The sequence below is a fragment of the Companilactobacillus tucceti DSM 20183 genome (assembly GCF_001434665.1).
GTDB classification, from domain to species: Bacteria; Bacillota; Bacilli; order Lactobacillales; family Lactobacillaceae; genus Companilactobacillus; species Companilactobacillus tucceti.
Genome location: NZ_AZDG01000002.1, coordinates 130,657 through 147,878, shown reverse-complemented (window position 1 = coordinate 147,878; position 17,222 = coordinate 130,657). Strand labels below are relative to the sequence as shown.

The 17,222-nt window shown below is 33.2% G+C and carries 15 protein-coding genes; 4 read left to right on the top strand and 11 right to left on the bottom strand.

Features of this window, described 5'->3' with window-relative positions:
• Nucleotides 1–561 precede the first annotated feature (561 nt).
• Genes recQ through FC72_RS01875 form a run of 3 tightly spaced genes read right to left on the bottom strand, consistent with a single transcriptional unit; the run spans nt 562 to nt 3,704 of the window.
• The gene (recQ, locus tag FC72_RS01885; RefSeq protein WP_057764211.1) at nt 562–2,373 is read right to left on the bottom strand and encodes a DNA helicase RecQ; all 1,812 of its coding nucleotides are present in this window, start codon (nt 2,371–2,373) and stop codon (nt 562–564) included.
• A gap of 58 nt (nt 2,374–2,431) precedes the next feature.
• The gene (locus FC72_RS01880; RefSeq protein WP_057764209.1) at nt 2,432–3,205 is read right to left on the bottom strand and encodes a Cof-type HAD-IIB family hydrolase; all 774 of its coding nucleotides are present in this window, start codon (nt 3,203–3,205) and stop codon (nt 2,432–2,434) included.
• Nucleotides 3,198–3,704: a methylated-DNA--[protein]-cysteine S-methyltransferase gene (locus tag FC72_RS01875; RefSeq protein ID WP_057764207.1), complete on the bottom strand. Its 507-nt coding sequence runs from the start codon at nt 3,702–3,704 to the stop codon at nt 3,198–3,200. Before FC72_RS01875 ends, FC72_RS01880 begins: the two co-directional genes overlap by 8 nt.
• A gap of 76 nt (nt 3,705–3,780) precedes the next feature.
• Here FC72_RS01875 and FC72_RS01870 point away from each other — a divergent pair, with 76 nt between their 5' ends.
• Genes FC72_RS01870 through FC72_RS01860 form a run of 3 tightly spaced genes read left to right on the top strand, consistent with a single transcriptional unit; the run spans nt 3,781 to nt 5,748 of the window.
• On the top strand, nt 3,781–4,350 hold the full coding sequence (locus FC72_RS01870) for a bifunctional transcriptional activator/DNA repair enzyme AdaA (protein ID WP_057764205.1): 570 nt from the start codon (nt 3,781–3,783) through the stop codon (nt 4,348–4,350).
• Nucleotides 4,343–5,179 (top strand): phage integrase N-terminal SAM-like domain-containing protein, encoded by an 837-nt coding sequence (locus tag FC72_RS01865; protein WP_057764202.1) that lies wholly within the window; start codon nt 4,343–4,345, stop codon nt 5,177–5,179. Before FC72_RS01870 ends, FC72_RS01865 begins: the two co-directional genes overlap by 8 nt.
• A 5-nt stretch (nt 5,180–5,184) precedes the next feature.
• A complete protein-coding gene (locus tag FC72_RS01860; RefSeq protein ID WP_057764200.1) occupies nt 5,185–5,748 on the top strand; it encodes an LOG family protein in 564 nt (187 codons plus the stop codon).
• 250 nt (nt 5,749–5,998) lie between these two features.
• Here FC72_RS01860 and rbsU read toward each other — a convergent pair whose 3' ends face one another.
• From rbsU to parE, 5 genes are all read right to left on the bottom strand, one after another.
• On the bottom strand, nt 5,999–6,886 hold the full coding sequence (gene rbsU, locus FC72_RS01855; RefSeq protein ID WP_057764198.1) for a ribose/proton symporter RbsU: 888 nt from the start codon (nt 6,884–6,886) through the stop codon (nt 5,999–6,001).
• Between the two features lie 198 nt (nt 6,887–7,084).
• Entirely contained in the window at nt 7,085–8,020 is a 936-nt protein-coding gene (locus FC72_RS01850; protein WP_057764196.1) for a manganese-dependent inorganic pyrophosphatase, read from the bottom strand.
• Between the two features lie 21 nt (nt 8,021–8,041).
• A complete protein-coding gene (locus FC72_RS01845) occupies nt 8,042–9,001 on the bottom strand; it encodes a LysR family transcriptional regulator (RefSeq protein WP_083480714.1) in 960 nt (319 codons plus the stop codon).
• Nucleotides 9,002–9,073: 72 nt separating this feature from the next.
• Entirely contained in the window at nt 9,074–11,509 is a 2,436-nt protein-coding gene (parC, locus tag FC72_RS01840) for a DNA topoisomerase IV subunit A (RefSeq protein ID WP_083480713.1), read from the bottom strand.
• Nucleotides 11,510–11,519: 10 nt separating this feature from the next.
• On the bottom strand, nt 11,520–13,520 hold the full coding sequence (parE, locus tag FC72_RS01835) for a DNA topoisomerase IV subunit B (RefSeq protein WP_057764194.1): 2,001 nt from the start codon (nt 13,518–13,520) through the stop codon (nt 11,520–11,522).
• A gap of 204 nt (nt 13,521–13,724) precedes the next feature.
• On the opposite strand from parE, the gene plsY reads away from it, so the two are divergent.
• On the top strand, nt 13,725–14,342 hold the full coding sequence (gene plsY, locus FC72_RS01830) for a glycerol-3-phosphate 1-O-acyltransferase PlsY (RefSeq protein WP_057764192.1): 618 nt from the start codon (nt 13,725–13,727) through the stop codon (nt 14,340–14,342).
• Nucleotides 14,343–14,355: 13 nt separating this feature from the next.
• On the opposite strand, the gene FC72_RS01825 is transcribed toward plsY, so the two are convergent.
• From FC72_RS01825 to hslV, 3 genes are read right to left on the bottom strand one after another with little or no spacing between them, the layout of a single operon-like run.
• Entirely contained in the window at nt 14,356–15,228 is an 873-nt protein-coding gene (locus FC72_RS01825) for an aldose 1-epimerase family protein (RefSeq protein WP_057764190.1), read from the bottom strand.
• Nucleotides 15,229–15,241: 13 nt separating this feature from the next.
• Complete coding sequence (gene hslU, locus FC72_RS01820) at nt 15,242–16,672, bottom strand: ATP-dependent protease ATPase subunit HslU (RefSeq protein ID WP_057764188.1); 1,431 nt, start codon at nt 16,670–16,672, stop codon at nt 15,242–15,244.
• A gap of 16 nt (nt 16,673–16,688) precedes the next feature.
• Nucleotides 16,689–17,213 carry an ATP-dependent protease subunit HslV gene (gene hslV / locus FC72_RS01815; protein WP_057764187.1) on the bottom strand — a complete coding sequence of 175 codons (525 nt, stop codon included), beginning with the start codon at nt 17,211–17,213 and terminating at the stop codon, nt 16,689–16,691.
• Nucleotides 17,214–17,222: the final 9 nt, after the last annotated feature.

Sequence of the window (17,222 nt, the reverse complement as noted above, 5' to 3'; positions counted from 1 at the left end):
CGAAAACCTACATTTCTTTCTGCCGAAAACCTACATTTTTAAACTGCCCTTGACATTGATTGTCTTTATTATTACTTTAGCAACTTAATGAAGATAGTTGATAAATTGTCTGAACATGTTAATGTGGCCAACAGGGTATGAACAATTTTGATGCAAATTTCCAAATTTACATCTAAGGTTACATAATATGTATTATAAGAAGTAATACTAGAACGGCACATGTCAAGCTCAAGTACAACATCTTAACGTTCTTAAAATCTGCTTCCCTGATAATTTACTTGATTTCTATAACTCATCAAATTTTCCCAAAATCATTTATATTTCGAATTGTAACTAACAAAGACAAATCTCAATTTCTTAAGTCAACTGATTTTTGATTTCGCTTATATACTTTAAATTAGCTCTGAGATGTCACGTTCAATAAAATGTGGATGGTTTCACTGTAAGTTACTCATCTTAAACATTGGTTGTGTTTTTTTAGTTTTTTTATTATGTTTTCGTAAAACATTTAGTTTTAATAGACCTATTTTACATATAAAAAAGAACCTTAATTCTAACTTATTAAGGTTCTGACGTTACTTTTTTTTCTTCTTTTTGATAGTTTTTAATAACTTCCATAAATCTAGTACCATATCTGTCTAATTTAGCATTTCCAACTCCATTAACTTGTAAAAATTCACTATTATTAGATGGCAAACGTTGAGCCATGTCTTTTAATGACTTATCGGAGAAGATTACAAATGGTGGTAGATCTTGTGCATGAGCTATCTTCAAACGTAACTTACGTAGTTCCTCAAATAACGACTCATCAAAGCTACCATCCGATACAATAGAATTTCTTTGTTCTGGCATTGCAAGGCTCTTACGACCAACGACTGTATGCCCCTTAAGAGCCATCGCTCCACTTTCAGTTAACTTTAGAACTGGATAGAGGCCATTAGTCGTACTCAAAAAAACATTTGCTACCAAAAAATCGATAAATTCATTTATTGATTTTAACGTCCAATCCTTTAATAACCCAAACGTGGGCAATTGTCCAAAGTTATGCCAATCATTTGCGACATCATCTTTACCAGCCAGCACACGTGAAATTGTCTTTTTACCGTAATTTTGTCTCATTCTGACCACGCAGCTCAATATCTTTTGTGCATCTTTAGTTACATCTGTAATCTCACGATTATCCAAACAGTTAGAACAGTGTCCACAGACTTGAGTTGTTTTTTCTCCAAAATAATTCAAAATAAACTGCATTAAACATTTTTCAGTTTTAGCATATTGATTCATTTTTCTTAATTTAATATTCAAACTTTGTTTATACTCATCATCTGCTTCTGACTGCTCAATAAAGAACATATGAAGCCTCAAATCGGCAGGAGTGTATAACAGAACTGCTTCAGCAGGAAGGCCATCACGTCCGGCCCTTCCTACTTCTTGATAATAATTTTCAATAGTTCCAGGAATAGTAAAATGTAATACATATCTAACGTTTGTTTTATTAATACCCATTCCAAAAGCATTGGTAGCAATAATCACGTCGACTTTATCAAATAAGAAATCTTCTTGCTGATCATGTCTTTCCTTATCACTCAATCCGGCATGATATTTTCCGACATTTACTCCACGATCTTTTAAAAAGTCATATAATTTATCAACGTCTTTTCTTCGTCCGGCATAAATTATGCCGGATTCTTTGGCATGAGATTTAACATAGTTTAAAACATATGAAAACTTATCAACGCCTCTTTCAACTTTTAATGCTAAATTGGTCCTAGCAAATCCAGTTTTGATAACATTTTCTTCTTTAACATTTAATATAGACATCAAATCTTCTTGAACCTGATTGGTTGCAGTAGCAGTCAATGCTAACCAGGCCGGTTGACTAGGTAATTCATTCAAGGGTTGAATTATGTTTAAATAACTGGGTCTAAAATCATGTCCCCATGAGGATAGAACGTGAGCTTCATCAATTGCTACTAAATCAATTGGCAATTGTGATAACCAACTGTAAAAATCGGGATTTTCTATTTTTTCAGGAGCTGCATATAAAAGTTTGACTGCACCTGATTCAATATAGCGCATTCTTTCCTCTAAATCGTGATATTCCAAAGTACTATTAATAAAAGTAGCCGGAATATTTAATTCATTTAAGCTATCCACTTGATCCTTCATCAAAGAAATCAATGGAGATATAACTAAGGTTAATCCTGAAAACATAACAGCGGGTATCTGATAACAAATAGACTTACCACCACCTGTGGGCATAATACCCAAGGATCTTTTACCTGATAAGACTCGATCGATTATATCTCTTTGGCCATTTCGAAAGTCATCGTAACCAAAAGTTGATTTTAATATGGACTGTGGATCGTTCAACTTAAAAACTCCTTATTTTTAGAATACAGTTAATAGAATATCACTAATTGAATAAACTCTAAAATAATTTCAAATACTTGCATGCATTCCATATTCCATCATTATCAACAGAATCGGTAACATAATCAGCTAATGACTTTATTTTTTTAGTACCGTTCCCCATAGCAACTGAAAAACCAACAGCACCAAACATTTCTATATCATTCTCTTCATCACCAAAAGCTAATGTTTCTTCTGGTTTTATGTTCATAGCAGGTAAAATTTTATTAATACCTACCGCTTTATTTGAATTAGCCATAGTAATGTCATAAACCTTCGGCGCTACTTTTACGGACTGTATACCGTCAATTGGCACTTCAAAAGGTTTACCACTTCTAACAATCATCTGAATGATTCCATCAGGAATGACATTATCCTCTATTTTTTCAAGTCCCATAGACCCATCATCTAAGAAATTTGAATTTTCATTTATAAATAAATGATCACAGGTTTCAAAACAATAGGATATTTGTCTTTGATTAAAATATGCAACTATATTTTTTACCTGTTCTTTTGTAAATGTATCATGAACTATTTTTTGATCTTTAAATACAACATATCGCCCGTTATTAGCTATAAAACTATCTATTTTTAAAGAATCTAAAAGATTTTTAATCATACCGTGATTTCTTCCCGTAGCAATTACAGGTTCAATTCCAGAAATTTTTAACTGTTCTATAGCAGATTTAGTCGATTGAGGTACTCTATCGATCATTTTTGTTATGTGATTTGGATCACTGTGTTTTGCAAGAGTTCCATCAATATCAAAAAAAGCTAATTTGAATTTAGACATGTTCACTTACCTCTTTTTCCAGATTCAATAATTCCCTTTTCATTGGTAATCCACCACGATATCCGCCCAAACTTCCATTTTTTGATAAAACCCGATGACATGGAACAATAATCGACACTGGATTTCTTCCAATGGCGGTTCCAACGGCCCTAACAGCCTTAGGGTTGCCAATTTGCGTAGCAATTTTAGAATAATTACTCAAACTCCCATAAGGTATTTTTCTTAATTGCTGCCAAACTTTCATTTGAAATTCTGTACCAGTAACATCTAAATTAAAATCAAATTCTTTTCTTTTTCCGCTTAAATATTCTTCAAGTTCTATTACATAAGGTTCATTTTTCTTTTCATCATAAACCAGCTTTTCTTTCTTGAAAAAGCTTTTCAGTTCGTCCATATTGCCATTTTGACAACCAACGAATACTAATCCATCTACAGTTGACGCTATTAAATAAAATCTATTGTTAATTTTTGTTTTAGAATAAAAGATATCTTTTGTCATTCTATACACCTGCTTTGTAATAGGTTTATTATATGCTATAATTCACTTAAAAATCTTGCTTTTTAATTGGAGTGTTATGAAAAAATACTTGCTGACTCAAAAAAGATGGAATGCAATTATAACAAACGATAATAGACTAGATGGTAACTTTTATTATGGGGTAACTTCAACTAAGATATTTTGCAAACCTTCATGCAGTTCTAAGAGTCCAAAAAAAGATAATGTAGTAATTTTTAAAACAGTTAGTGAGGCTATGAAATTAGGATTTCGCCCTTGCAAAAGATGTCATCCTACTGGTATTAAAGTATCCAATGACGAATGGATAATTCAAATAGAGTCTTATCTTAAGAAGAATTTCAAAAGAAAACTCACTCTTAATATAATTGCGGAAGATTGCCATAGTAGTCCCTATTATTTACAGAGAACTTTTAAAAAAATGGTTAACAAGACTCCCCTAACCTATTTAAGTGAGATCAGATTAAATTACGCAAAGAATTTGTTAAAGGATACAGAACTAACTATTAATAATATTTCATTGCAAAGTGGCTTTTCCAGTGACACATACTTTATGACTTTTTTTAAAAAAGAAACTGGAATTACCCCAAGTGAATTTAGAAGCAAAGTTAAAGGAGATATTTATGGTTAAAATACCTTATAAAGTAGGCTTTGATGCCTATTTAAAAACTAGGAACATATCAAAAAGAGCCAATATTGAATATACTAATTCGTTAAATGACTTCTTTGCCTTTGTAATTGAACACAATGCCGAATATAAAATTACTGAAGATATAAAAGATGTTCATGAATTAGATGTCAGAGAGTTCAAAAATTTTATGCTGACAAATCTTGAATTAAGTCCCAGTACAGTAAATAAAGTCATCAGCAACTTGAACGTCTACTTTAAGTACATTTTTGGCATAAAAAAATCCATCGAAATTCCGACATTATATGTTAATAGTGTCACTGTTCCTAAACAGTCGGATTTTCCGATAGAGGTATTTTTAGAATTGCCGAAATATTTAAATAAAGAAATAAGCGTTTATACTCGACTTCTCATTTTAATTATTTCTAAAGGATTTAATTACAAAGAGGCACTTGCTCCGGATTTCTATAAAAAGTTTAAAAATTTAGAATTTGCCCAATTTGAAAAACGCTTTTTAAATATTTATCAAGCATTCATAGAACCTTATAAGTCATACTGGCATGATGATAATTTGTTTCTTAATCGAAATAAGGCTGCAAACACGCCATTACTATCTGTCCCAGCATTACACCGTGACTTAAAAAACGATAGTCAAGAATTATCATTAGACCTATCCCCTAAAAAACTTTACACCACGTTTATCTTGATAGCATTAAGCACAAAACAAATTTCTAAAGATCAACAAAGAGCACTAGATGCATTAGATACGGCATCTATTTTGTACTATCGTCGTCTAAAAAGAGAAACAAATTTCACGCTAAAAAAGGAGTAGTTTATATGAAAAAAATTGCTGTATACTGCGGTGCCTCATCAGGTAATAAAAAAGTATTTGAACAAGGAACAATTAATTTAGGACACTGGATCGTTCAAAATAACTATGGTCTGACTTACGGTGGCGGACAACACGGACTTATGGGAATAATCGCTAATACGGTACTTAAGGATAATGGATACGTACATGGAATTATTACTAAAACCTTGTATGATAGAAAATTATCACATAATAAGCTCTCCAAACTAGATATAGTTGACAGTATGGATACTAGAAAAACTAGAATGCTAAACGAATCTATCGCTAGCATAGCTTTACCTGGTGGACCTGGTACATTAGAAGAAATATCTGAGGCTTATTCTTGGACAAGAATTGGGGATAACAATAATCCATGTATTTTTTATAATGTAGATCATTACTACGATAGCCTGGAAAACTTCTTTGATACTATGACGGATAATGGATTTTTAGATAAATACGCTAGAAAATCTTTATTATTCTCTGATTCATTAGACGAAATAGGTGAATTCATAATAAATTACAAAACACCAGCAATCAGGCATTTTTAATTGTTTAAACATATTATTTTACTTTTCACCGAAATGGTATTATATTGTCCTTGTCAGATAGGATAAATGAATCTCTTATCTGACTGAATACTCCTTAAATATATATATCATTTAATTTCCCCCCTCGATTGTTAAATGATAATCCCTCCCAATTTTAAGATTAATTTGTATAAATTTTAAATATCAATAAATTCCATCAATTCCCTGACAAATAAAAAGCCATATCAGAATATTCTGATATGGCTTATTTTTATTTAATAAATGCTGTAATAATTCCGGCTACAACAACCAAAGCTAAACCTGATAATACTGCAACCATTTCTTTTTTTGTTTTCTTTTCATGTAACACGTAAATGCCACCTAAAGTAGCGATAATAACACTCATCTGAGATAAGGTAAATCCTGTTGCTAAACCATTAACATCTGGACGAGCTGATATTAGATATGTCAATGCAGCAAGAGCAAAGAAGAAACCACTAATTATATTAGTATATGAGCTCTTTGTGGTAAATGGTTTTGAAACTCTATTACTCTTAGTTACAAGAGCAAAAATAGTTGCAACAACCGCCATACCTAATGCTTGTGGTAGAAATGCTTGGAAACCATCTACATCGATTGCTTGAGGAAATGCTGAATATCCTAAGTATCCTGCTTCTGCAAATAATACTAAGATAACACCCTTGACAGCGCTTGATCCACTTTCTTTTGTTTTATTCTCACCATATGTTGTTAAGTAAACACCAACGATGATCAATAAAATTGAAAAGAATCCAATCATCTTTGAACTTGTCTTAGACCATTCACCTAACACAAGAACACCCCAAAGCGAAGCACCAATCAATTGAAATCCGGTTGAAATAGGCATTGTTCTAGAAACTCCCATTTCAGTAAAGGCATAGAATACTAAGATTTGGCCTAAGGACCAACATGCACCTGAAATGAATGTAAATAGAAATTCTTTACCGCCAATAATCGGAGTTTGTTTGACAAGGGCCACGACTATAGCCATGATCAATGTTCCATATGTAGCTCCAAGTATTTGATTAATTGGTTTACCACCAAATTTACCAGTTAGGACTGGAAATAGTCCCCAACCAATCATTGGAACTAACCCAATTAATATATTTAATGCATTCATTTAAAAACTCCTTTTTCTTAAATAAAAACGTCACACATAAAAACTGCTAGATTTCGAAAAAATCTAGCAGTTTTGACGATAAAAATATTATACATATATAAGATAACGTTTTCAAGAAAATAGGTTCTATTTTCACAAATAAATTTGATAATTATTTGATTATATAATTTTCATAAAATACTTGGTAAAAGAACGTTATTAGAAGTTTTCATTCAATGGAGGAACAACTTGTTTCTTACGAGAAACAACTCCAGGTAATGATGCCTTGTTATCTTCAACTTTTGTATTAAGTGATTTTTCGAAAGTTGAGATAGCGTTTTCATCACCTAAAACTAGGCCTTTTGTATCACTTGTTAGGATGTTTGTGATTAGTAGAATGAAAAGATTGTAACCCTCTTTTTCATTTTCTGCCTTAATATCAGCAGTAAATTCTGATTCTCTCTTCAACGTGTCAGCAATATCAACGGTATTTACTTGCGCAATACGTACGCTATTACCATTCATATCAAAACTCTTAGCATCCATATCGATCAATTCTTTAGTTGACTTACTGTCAAGGTTTGTTCCTGCCTTTAGCATGTCAAGTCCATATGATTCATAGTCAATACCAGCAGTTTCTGCAAGGCTCTTCAAAGCAGCCTTATCTTCATCAGTTGTTGTAGGTGACTTCAATAGAAGTGTATCTGAGATGATTGCAGAAGCCATCAAACCTGCAAGTTCAGATGGTACTTCAACATCTTCTTCTGCGTACATTTCCCAAAGAATTGTGCTTGTGCATCCAACTGGTTGAGCACGATAAAATAGTGGATTTGCTGTTTCAAAATTAGCAATTCTGTGGTGATCAACAACATGTGTAACTGTTAAATCATCAATATCATCTAAACTTTGTTGCTTTTCATTATGATCAACAAGCATAACTGACTTAACTTCACCGTTAGCAGCTGAAATTACACGAGGATATTTAGCATCAAATTTATCAAAAACATACTTTGTTTCTTCATTAGGTTCACCCAATGCAACAGCTTCTGTGTTGAAACCTAATTTATTTTGTAAGTATGAATATGAGATAGCTGCGACAACAGCATCTGTATCAGGATTTTTGTGTCCAAAAACTAATTCTTTTTCTTTAGTCATTAAAATTTCCCCTTTTCTATTTTATCTTGAAGATTTTAGACGTTCAATATAACCAACTTTGTCTAAGAAACTACTCCACTCCTCAAAGAATTCCTTGATACGTGGTATCTTCTCTTTATCTTCTCGATATACAAATGATAATTCACTTGATATAGCTGGTTCAAGTGGTGTTTGATAAAGTTTTATTAATGATTCATGAGCGAGGCAAAAACTTAATGGTAAACCTGTATAAATATTTTCTGACTCTTGCGCAAACTTCAACAATTGATATGGTGAAGAAAATCTTGCAATAACATTAGGAGTATCCACTAGAGCATCCCTAAAATATTCTGTCAGTAAGTTGGATAGATAATAATCCTCTAGGTATGCAGCCCAAGGACGCTCTACTGCATCCTTATATGTTGCTCTACCCTTTTTATTAATACGATCACTATTATGAATCAACATAATATTGTCGCTGATGATCTTTTTAGATTTGTATATCTTCCAATTTTTAATATTCTCATCTGGCAAATACATAATTGCCAAGTCAATACCATTATTTTGAATATTTTCCCAGATATCTTTTCTAGTAAGTGAATTCAATTCAATTTCAATACCAGGATTATTTTTCTTGTATTCAACAATGAAATCTTCAATGACTACCGACTCAGTCGTAGCCAAAAGTCCAATACTGATTTTACCAGTTGTACTAGAAGATTCTTGTTGAATTTTATCAGTAACCGTATTGATAGTATTAAAAATGTCATGTGTAGCATCAAGAAGTGCTGTACCGGCATCAGTAAGATAGATTTTTTTCCCCATACTATAAAATAATGGTGTACCGACAACGTGTTCAATTTTCTTGATCTGTTGTGTTAACGCAGGTTGAGTAATACCCAAAGACTGAGCAGTTTTCGTATAGCTCATATTTTTTGTTAATTCATCAAAATAATTTAGCGCCTTAGAACTAAATACTCTTCTCGATTTTTCATCCAGCAAACAGAAATCCTCCTAATCATTCATATAAACTAATAATACTATATAACTTAAACTTATTGTTTATATAACAAATTATTTTTCAATTTGATTTTTGACGAATCGACTAGGATTGCCATCTGCTACAGGATCAATAATAAATGAACCGTTAGAATATCTATCAGAGACTGGATGATCTTTTTGATTAATAGCTATAGATTTATTCTTATCAGTTATTACTGTCAATTCCTCATTTGCTGTTATATCAGTTACTAATTGAATTCTATGAGGATCACGTTTTAATTCACGTAAAGTTAATACCCCACGTTTGGCACGACTAGTTATAGGAATCTCAGACAATTTCATCTGCTTATAAGCGCCACGCTGTGTAATTAAAGCAACTTTATTATCAGGATCAGTCAAAAAGAAACCAGCAATAGAATCATCATCTTTTAAGTTAACAAATTTAACACCAACAGCACGATTACCAACAATAGGTACTTCATCTAACTCAAACGAACAAGCATAAGAACGCTTTGTAAATACATATACCAAGCAACTAATATCATCAACATAATATATATCCAATACTTGTGCAGCACCAGTTTTTAATTTTGCATAACAACTAGCGCGTGATTTGTAAGTACGTCCTGGTAGTAGATCTTTGAAAGCCACTTGCTTTATGTAGTTTTCACTTGTAGCAATCAAAAAGTTACCATTTTGATTGAGATCACTAAAGACAAAGGCTCTTAAAATAGTCTCATCAGAGGATAATCCTATTTCTTGTGACAAATGAGATCCAGTATCTTTCCATCTGCTATCATCTACTTCAAAAATTTGACGATAAATCAAGTTTCCTTTATTTGTAAAAATAAATAGATGATCTAATGTACTTACTTCTCTATCTAAAATAGGATAATCTTCATCCTTTAGACCATTATCATCAGTATCTGAAGCTTGATATGATCTTAAGCTACTTCTTTTAACGTATCCATCATGACTAACCAATAAGCGTACTGTCTCATTAGCAACCAGCACACTAGTATCGACTTCGATCTCAGCAACTTTAGCTTCGATCTTTGTACGACGTTTGTCAGCATATGTATCTCTTACTTCAGTTAATTCATCTTTGATAACATTCATCAAGGTAGCATGATTGTTGATAATTTTGTTCAAATAATCAATTGTTGTATGCAATTCCTTATCTTCTTTTTGTAACTCTGTAACATCAGTATTAGTCAATCGATAAAGTTGCAATGAAACAATTGCCTCAGCTTGCTTTTCCGTAAATTGATATTCTTTGATCAAATTATTTTTAGCATCTGATTTATTTTTACTTGCACGAATGGTTTTGATAACTTTATCTAAAATTGATAATGCTTTTATCAATCCTTCAACGATATGTAGTCTGGACTTTGCCTTAGCTAGATCGAACTTACTACGTCTTAAAACAACGTCCTCTTGGTGTTTAACGTATTCAGTTAGGATCTTTACCAAACCTACTTGTTGTGGACGCATATCAGCTATTGCAACCATATTAAAGTTATAAGAGATTTGTAGATCAGTATTCTTAAATAGATAATTTAAAATACCTTGCGCATCAACATCCCTCTTTAATTCGATAACAATTGATAGTCCTTGTCGATCACTTTCATCACGAACTTCGGCAATTCCATCAACTTTTTTCATTACTCGAGCTTCATCAATTTTCTTAACTAATAAAGCTTTATTTACTTCGTATGGAATCTCAGTTATAACAATTTGTGATTTATGACCGCGTAGATTTTCAATTGATGTCTTAGAACGTAAATAAACTTTGCCACGTCCAGTTTCGTAGGCTTCTCTTATTCCCTTAGCACCCTGAAGTATTCCTCCAGTAGGAAAGTCAGGGCCTTTAACGATTTTCATGAGGTCATCTAACGTTGCTTTAGGATCATCAATAAGCTTGATTGTAGCATCAATTACTTCACCTAAATTATGAGGTGGAATCTCTGTTGCATAACCAGCAGAAATACCAGTTGAACCGTTTACTAATAGATTGGGAAATCTAGCTGGTAAAACCTTAGGTTCTTTTTCAGTATCATCAAAGTTCCACTCTTCATCAACTGTATCTTTATTAATGTCTCTAAGCATTTCTGCTGATATTTTACTTAAACGGGCCTCAGTATAACGCATAGCTGCAGGTGGATCTCCATCCATTGAACCGTTATTACCATGCATTTCAATTAATGGTGCACGTAATTTCCAATCTTGGGATAAACGTACCATAGCTTCATAAATTGATGAGTCACCATGGGGGTGAAAATTACCCATGACATTACCGACACCTTTTGCAGACTTTCTAAAGCCTTTGTCGTAAGTATTTCCATCAAGATACATTGAGTAAAGAATTCTTCTTTGAACTGGCTTTAATCCATCACGAATATCAGGTAAAGCTCTTTCTTGAATAATCGATTTAGAATATCTCTCAAAACGATCTCCCATAATCTTTTCTAAAGAAATATCTTGAATTTTAGGAGAATTATTAACCAAATTTTATCACCTATTCCTTATTCAATAAGTCATCAACAATATTTTGATCAATTGGATCATTATCATCAATTTTCTCTAAAATAGTGTCGCCTTCTTCAGTACCGTTAAACTTAACATTATTTTCGATCCAGTCACGCCTTGGCTTAACCTTATCACCCATTAATGTTGTTACACGTCGTTCTGCTAAAGCAGCGTCATCTATATTAACTCTAATTAAAATTCTAGTTTCTGGATCCATGGTTGTCTTCCATAATTGGTCGGCATTCATTTCACCTAAACCTTTGAAACGTTGTAGATCGTATCCTTTACCCATCTTCTTAATTGAGTCTTTTAACTCATCAGGGGTCCAAGCATATTTTATCTGTGTCTTTGCACCTTTACCCTTTTGTAACTTGTATAAAGGTGGCAAAGCAATATACACATGTCCTGACTCGATCAATGGACGCATGTATCGATAGAAGAATGTAAGTAAAAGAATCTGAATATGTGATCCATCATCATCAGCATCAGTCATGATAATAACTTTGTCATAATTGCGATCATCTAGTTTAAAGTCTGCACCTACACCTGCACCGATAGTATAAATCATCGTATTTATTTCTTCGTTCTTATAAATGTCTTCAAGTTTAGCTTTTTGAGTATTTAAAACTTTACCTCTTAAAGGCAAAATTGCTTGGAATTTACGATCTCTACCTTGTTTGGCAGAACCACCAGCAGAATCACCCTCGACTAAGAACAATTCATTCTTAGCTGAATTTTTAGACTGTGCCGGTGTTAATTTACCTGATAGTAGACCATCATTTTTCTTACTCTTTTTACCATTTCTAGTGGTTTCTCGAGCTTTTCTAGCTGCTTCACGGGCTTCTCTAGCTTTTAATGATTTTTTTACAAGTGTTTGTGCTTGTTCACCATTTTCCATCAAATAAAAACTCATCTGCTCATAAACTAATTGATCAACAGCGGAACGAGCTTGTGGGGTTCCCAGTTTACCTTTTGTTTGCCCCTCAAATTGTAAGATTTCTTCTGGTATACGGACAGATATAATTGCTGATAAACCTTCTCTGACATCACTACCTTCAAGATTCTTGCTATTTTCTTTTAGCAATCCAACTTTTCTAGCATAGTCATTAAAAGCTTTTGTGAGACCAGATTTCATACCAGACTCATGTGTACCACCATCAGCAGTTCTAACATTATTTACGAATGAGATAATGTTTTCTGAATAACCGTCATTGTATTGGCCGGAGAATTCGATCTCAATATCTGAATTGGTACCTTCAACATAAAAAATACCACCGATAGTATCTTTATCTTCATTAAGATACTTAACAAAAGACTGTATACCATCTTCATAATGAAAAACATCTTCTTTAGGTTCTTCACCACGATTATCAGTAATAGTGAATTTAACACCTTTTAGTAAGAAGGCCGATTCACGGAGTCTTTCAGCTAAAGTATCATAATTGAATTTAGTTGTTTGAAAAATACTAGCATCAGGTTTGAAACTTATTGTAGTTCCATTACCTTCTTTAGTAGTGCCCACTTTTTTTAGCGTACCTACTGGATGACCGCCGTTTTCAAATCGTTCTTCATAAACCTTATTATCTCGAACAACACGAACAGTCATCCATTCTGACAATGCATTTACAACTGAAGAACCAACACCGTGTAACCCACCTGAAGTTTTGTAACTATTCTCACTGAATTTACCACCAGCGTGCAATACAGTTAGAATAACTTCAATAGTTGGCTTTCCTGATGCGTGCATTCCTGTAGGCATACCACGTCCGTGGTCAACCACTGTTATGCTACTATCTTTATTAATTGATACATTTATTTCTTTTCCATATCCGGATAATGCTTCATCGACTGAATTGTCAACAATTTCGTAAACTAGATGATGTAGTCCACGTGAATCCGTGGAACCAATATACATACCTGGACGTTTACGAACTGCTTCCAGCCCTTCCAGAATTTGAATTGATGAATCATCATAAGATGATTTTGGCATGCAAATCATTCCTTTTTTGTAGAATCTAAGTTAACATTTTACTATTATATCACTAGATTAAGATATTATTTGTAAGAATTGAACGTATGTTCGCTCCTTTCAATTCTAACAGATTTAGTAGATAATGTCTTAGTTAGTATTTTGTAAAAGTTCCATAGAGTTACAATATACCAAAAAATTAAAGCTAAGAGAGTGATTTTTAGAATGAAACTTCTAGTTTGTGCAATTTTAGCCTATCTAATCGGCTCATTTCCGACTGCATATATCGTCGGAAAAGTTTTTTTCAAAAAAAATATATTTGAATATGGTAGCGGAAATGTCGGTACAACTAATGCTTATCGTGTTTTTGGACCTTTCGCTGGAACCGTTGTTTTAATTATAGACATCTTGAAAGGAACCCTAGGTGCATTGATGCCTGTTTTCTTTAATCTAGATCATCACTGGGTGCTGTTCATTGGGATATTCGCCGTAATCGGACATGTATTTTCTATTTTTCTAAAATTTAGAGGTGGAAAGGCAGTTGCAACAAGTGCTGGAATCTTACTTGCTTATAATCCACTGTTGTTTGCAATTTGCTTTATCTGTCTTGCAACAATCGTTTACGTAACTAGTATGGTCAGTGTGGCTAGTTTAACGACCGTTTTAGTTTTTACTATTGCTACATTGTTCATGCATGATTGGATCTTAACTACGGTTGCTGTAATTGTAACCATTATAATTTATGTCAGACATATTCCTAATATAAAGCGCCTGCTTAAAGGCAAAGAAAACTTAGTTCCTATCGGGTTACAGTATAAAAAGCAACAAAAAAACGACCATTAAATTGGTCGTTTTTTTATTTGATTGAAATACTGTAATATGCTTCAAATTGATCATCTGGAGCAAGTTTATTAATTCCATACTTAGTTTGAAATTGGTTATCAGTGTCAATCTTATCAGCAATACCCCACCAAGGTTCGATACAAACAAAATTACCCTTTTTAGGATATGGTGACCAAATACCTACAAATTTAGCATTTCCAGTATCAACAGTTAATTTGTGTTCAGATTTCTCACTCTCAATTGTTAAGACGGCCGGATCATTTAAACGATAAATAATTGCATCCTCAGCAAAAACATCGTGTGTTAACTCTAGATCCTGGTTAGCCACTTTAAACTCTTTATTAAGGTCAATATTGCTTCCTACAAGTGGAATACTTGTTCTAAGTTCACTAGGACTGATACCAACTCTAAAATCTTCAAAGTTCAAATCTTTTTCAAATGGTACTGAAAATCCTGGATGAGCACCAATTGAGAAGTAAATATCATCATTTTCTAGATTATTAACGATATAACTAACTTGAATACTATCTTTAACTAATTGATAAATAACTCTTAATTCAAAGTGATATGGATATTTTTTAAGCAATTCCTCATTGGTAGTCAAAAGAAAAACCAATTTTGAATCAGTTTGAGATTCTAATGAAAACTCTTGATCACGTGCAAACCCATGTTGATTCAATTGATATTCATTGCCATCAACAAAATAGTGATCGTCTTTTAGACGTCCAACGATAGGAAAGAGAACTGGTGCGTGACGTCCCCATATTTCTGGGTCTGCCTGCCAGATAAATTCAGTATCTTCATTATTTTTTACACTGATCATCTCTGCACCAGTGGATTTAACATCAACAGTTAAATAATCGTTTTTTAATTGATATATTTCCATAAATCACACCACCCTATAGGATGTAACGAGAAAGATCCTTATCGGCAACGATTTTACCGACTTGTTCTTTAACGTACTCTCTAGTAATTGTAATATCGCCCATCTGCATATCTGGTCCTTCATACAAAATGTCTGAAAGAATTTTTTCTAAAACAGTAGATAGACGTCTGGCTCCAATATTTTGATTGGCGTTATTAAGATCAAAAGCCACCTTAGCGATTTCTTCAACTGACTCTTTTGTAAAGGTTAAATTAATACCATCAGCTTTTGTCAAAGCCACATATTGCTTAGTCAAAGCATTGTCAGGTTTTGTTAAAATTTGAATAAAGTCACTCTCTGTTAGGTCATTTAATTCAACTCTAATTGGGAAACGACCTTGTAATTCAGCAATCAAATCACTAGGTTTACTTTCAGCAAATGCACCTGATGCAATAAACAAAATATGGTCAGTATTCACTGCTCCATACTTAGTATTGATTTGTGAGCCTTCAACGATTGGCAAAATATCTCTTTGAACACCTTCACGAGAAACCTCACCAGAATTCTTTTTATCTCCAGCGGCAATTTTATCAAACTCATCAATGAAAATAATTCCATTATCTTGAGTTCTTTCTATAGCTGCTTGATAAATTTCATCATGATCAACACGTTTTTGAGATTCTTGTTGTATCAAGACTTCACGTGCTTCTTTTACTGGTAGCGTTCTTGTGATCATCTTCTTGGGCATTAATGAGTCCATCATTCCACTCATATCAATACCCATTTGTCCCATTTGATCATTCATAGGGCCAACCTTACGAGATTCCTCTACTTTGATCGTAACTTCGCGGTCTTCAAGTAGTCCCTTATCAAGTTGTTCTTTTACTGATAAACGTTGATCACGAATAGAATCGGTTACTTCAGAATCACTATCTGGATCATCATCATTATTGTTTTGACCAAGTGCGTCTTGCAATCCATTAGCTGATTGTAAATTATTCAACATGGACATGAAATCCATATTATTTTCTTGACGTCGTTCTTTTTTAATGCCAGGAACTAATAATTTAACAAGTTTCTTATCTACATCGCGTCTAACTTCTGGTCTAATTTCGTCAAATTTCTCTTTTTCTTCCATTGAAACAGCAACATCTACTAAATCACGTACCATTGATTCTACATCTCGACCGACATATCCAACTTCCGTAAACTTAGTAGCTTCGACTTTAACAAAAGGAGCTTTAACTACTCTTGCCAATCTTCTAGCAATTTCTGTCTTACCTACACCTGTTGGCCCGATCATCATCAAGTTCTTAGGTGTTATTTCTTGTTGCATTTTCTTTGGAACTTGCATACGACGATAACGATTATATAGAGCAATAGCGACAGCTTTTTTAGCATCATTTTGCCCAATAATATAGTTATCTAATTGTTCAACAATTTGTTTCGGTGTTAGTGTCTCCATTTATTGATCTCCATTTTTAAAATTTGTCTGAAATAATATTCTCATTAGTAAAAATATCAATCCCTGAAGCTATCTTAATGGCCTCACGAGCAATTTCTTCAGCGGTCATATCATTTGAGTGTCTTTGCATTGCAATTGCAGCAGCCTGGGCAAAATTACCACCTGAGCCAATTGCTACAACATCTTCATCTGGTTCGATAACTTCACCACTACCAGATATAAGTAATAAGTTATCCTTATCCATTGCAATCAACATTGCCTCAAGCTTTTGTAGTGTTGGATCTTTACGCCAATCTTGAGCTAATTCAACCGCAGAACGTTTCAAATTTCCTGAATAAGCTTTTAATTTCTTTTCTAACCAATCTTGTAAGGTAATAGCATCAGCTACACCACCAGCAAATCCAATAACAACTTGGTCATCGAAAATTCTTCTTACCTTGTGTGCTGATCCTTTCATGATATATTTTTCACCTAAAGTAACTTGACCATCCCCCGCAATAGCAGTGTGACCGTCATGTTTTACAGCAACGATTGTTGTCATTTGATTTAC

Coding starts and splice junctions, on each gene's coding strand:
- FC72_RS01880 (WP_057764209.1), bottom strand. CDS start 3,205: ATGTCTAAATTCAAATTAGCTTTTTTTGATATTGATGGAACTCTTGCA.
- FC72_RS01875 (WP_057764207.1), bottom strand. CDS start 3,704: ATGACAAAAGATATCTTTTATTCTAAAACAAAAATTAACAATAGATTT.
- FC72_RS01870 (WP_057764205.1), top strand. CDS start 3,781: ATGAAAAAATACTTGCTGACTCAAAAAAGATGGAATGCAATTATAACA.
- FC72_RS01865 (WP_057764202.1), top strand. CDS start 4,343: ATGGTTAAAATACCTTATAAAGTAGGCTTTGATGCCTATTTAAAAACT.
- FC72_RS01860 (WP_057764200.1), top strand. CDS start 5,185: ATGAAAAAAATTGCTGTATACTGCGGTGCCTCATCAGGTAATAAAAAA.
- rbsU (WP_057764198.1), bottom strand. CDS start 6,886: ATGAATGCATTAAATATATTAATTGGGTTAGTTCCAATGATTGGTTGG.
- FC72_RS01850 (WP_057764196.1), bottom strand. CDS start 8,020: ATGACTAAAGAAAAAGAATTAGTTTTTGGACACAAAAATCCTGATACA.
- parE (WP_057764194.1), bottom strand. CDS start 13,520: ATGCCAAAATCATCTTATGATGATTCATCAATTCAAATTCTGGAAGGG.
- plsY (WP_057764192.1), top strand. CDS start 13,725: ATGAAACTTCTAGTTTGTGCAATTTTAGCCTATCTAATCGGCTCATTT.
- FC72_RS01825 (WP_057764190.1), bottom strand. CDS start 15,228: ATGGAAATATATCAATTAAAAAACGATTATTTAACTGTTGATGTTAAA.
- hslU (WP_057764188.1), bottom strand. CDS start 16,672: ATGGAGACACTAACACCGAAACAAATTGTTGAACAATTAGATAACTAT.
- hslV (WP_057764187.1), bottom strand. CDS start 17,213: ATGACAACAATCGTTGCTGTAAAACATGACGGTCACACTGCTATTGCG.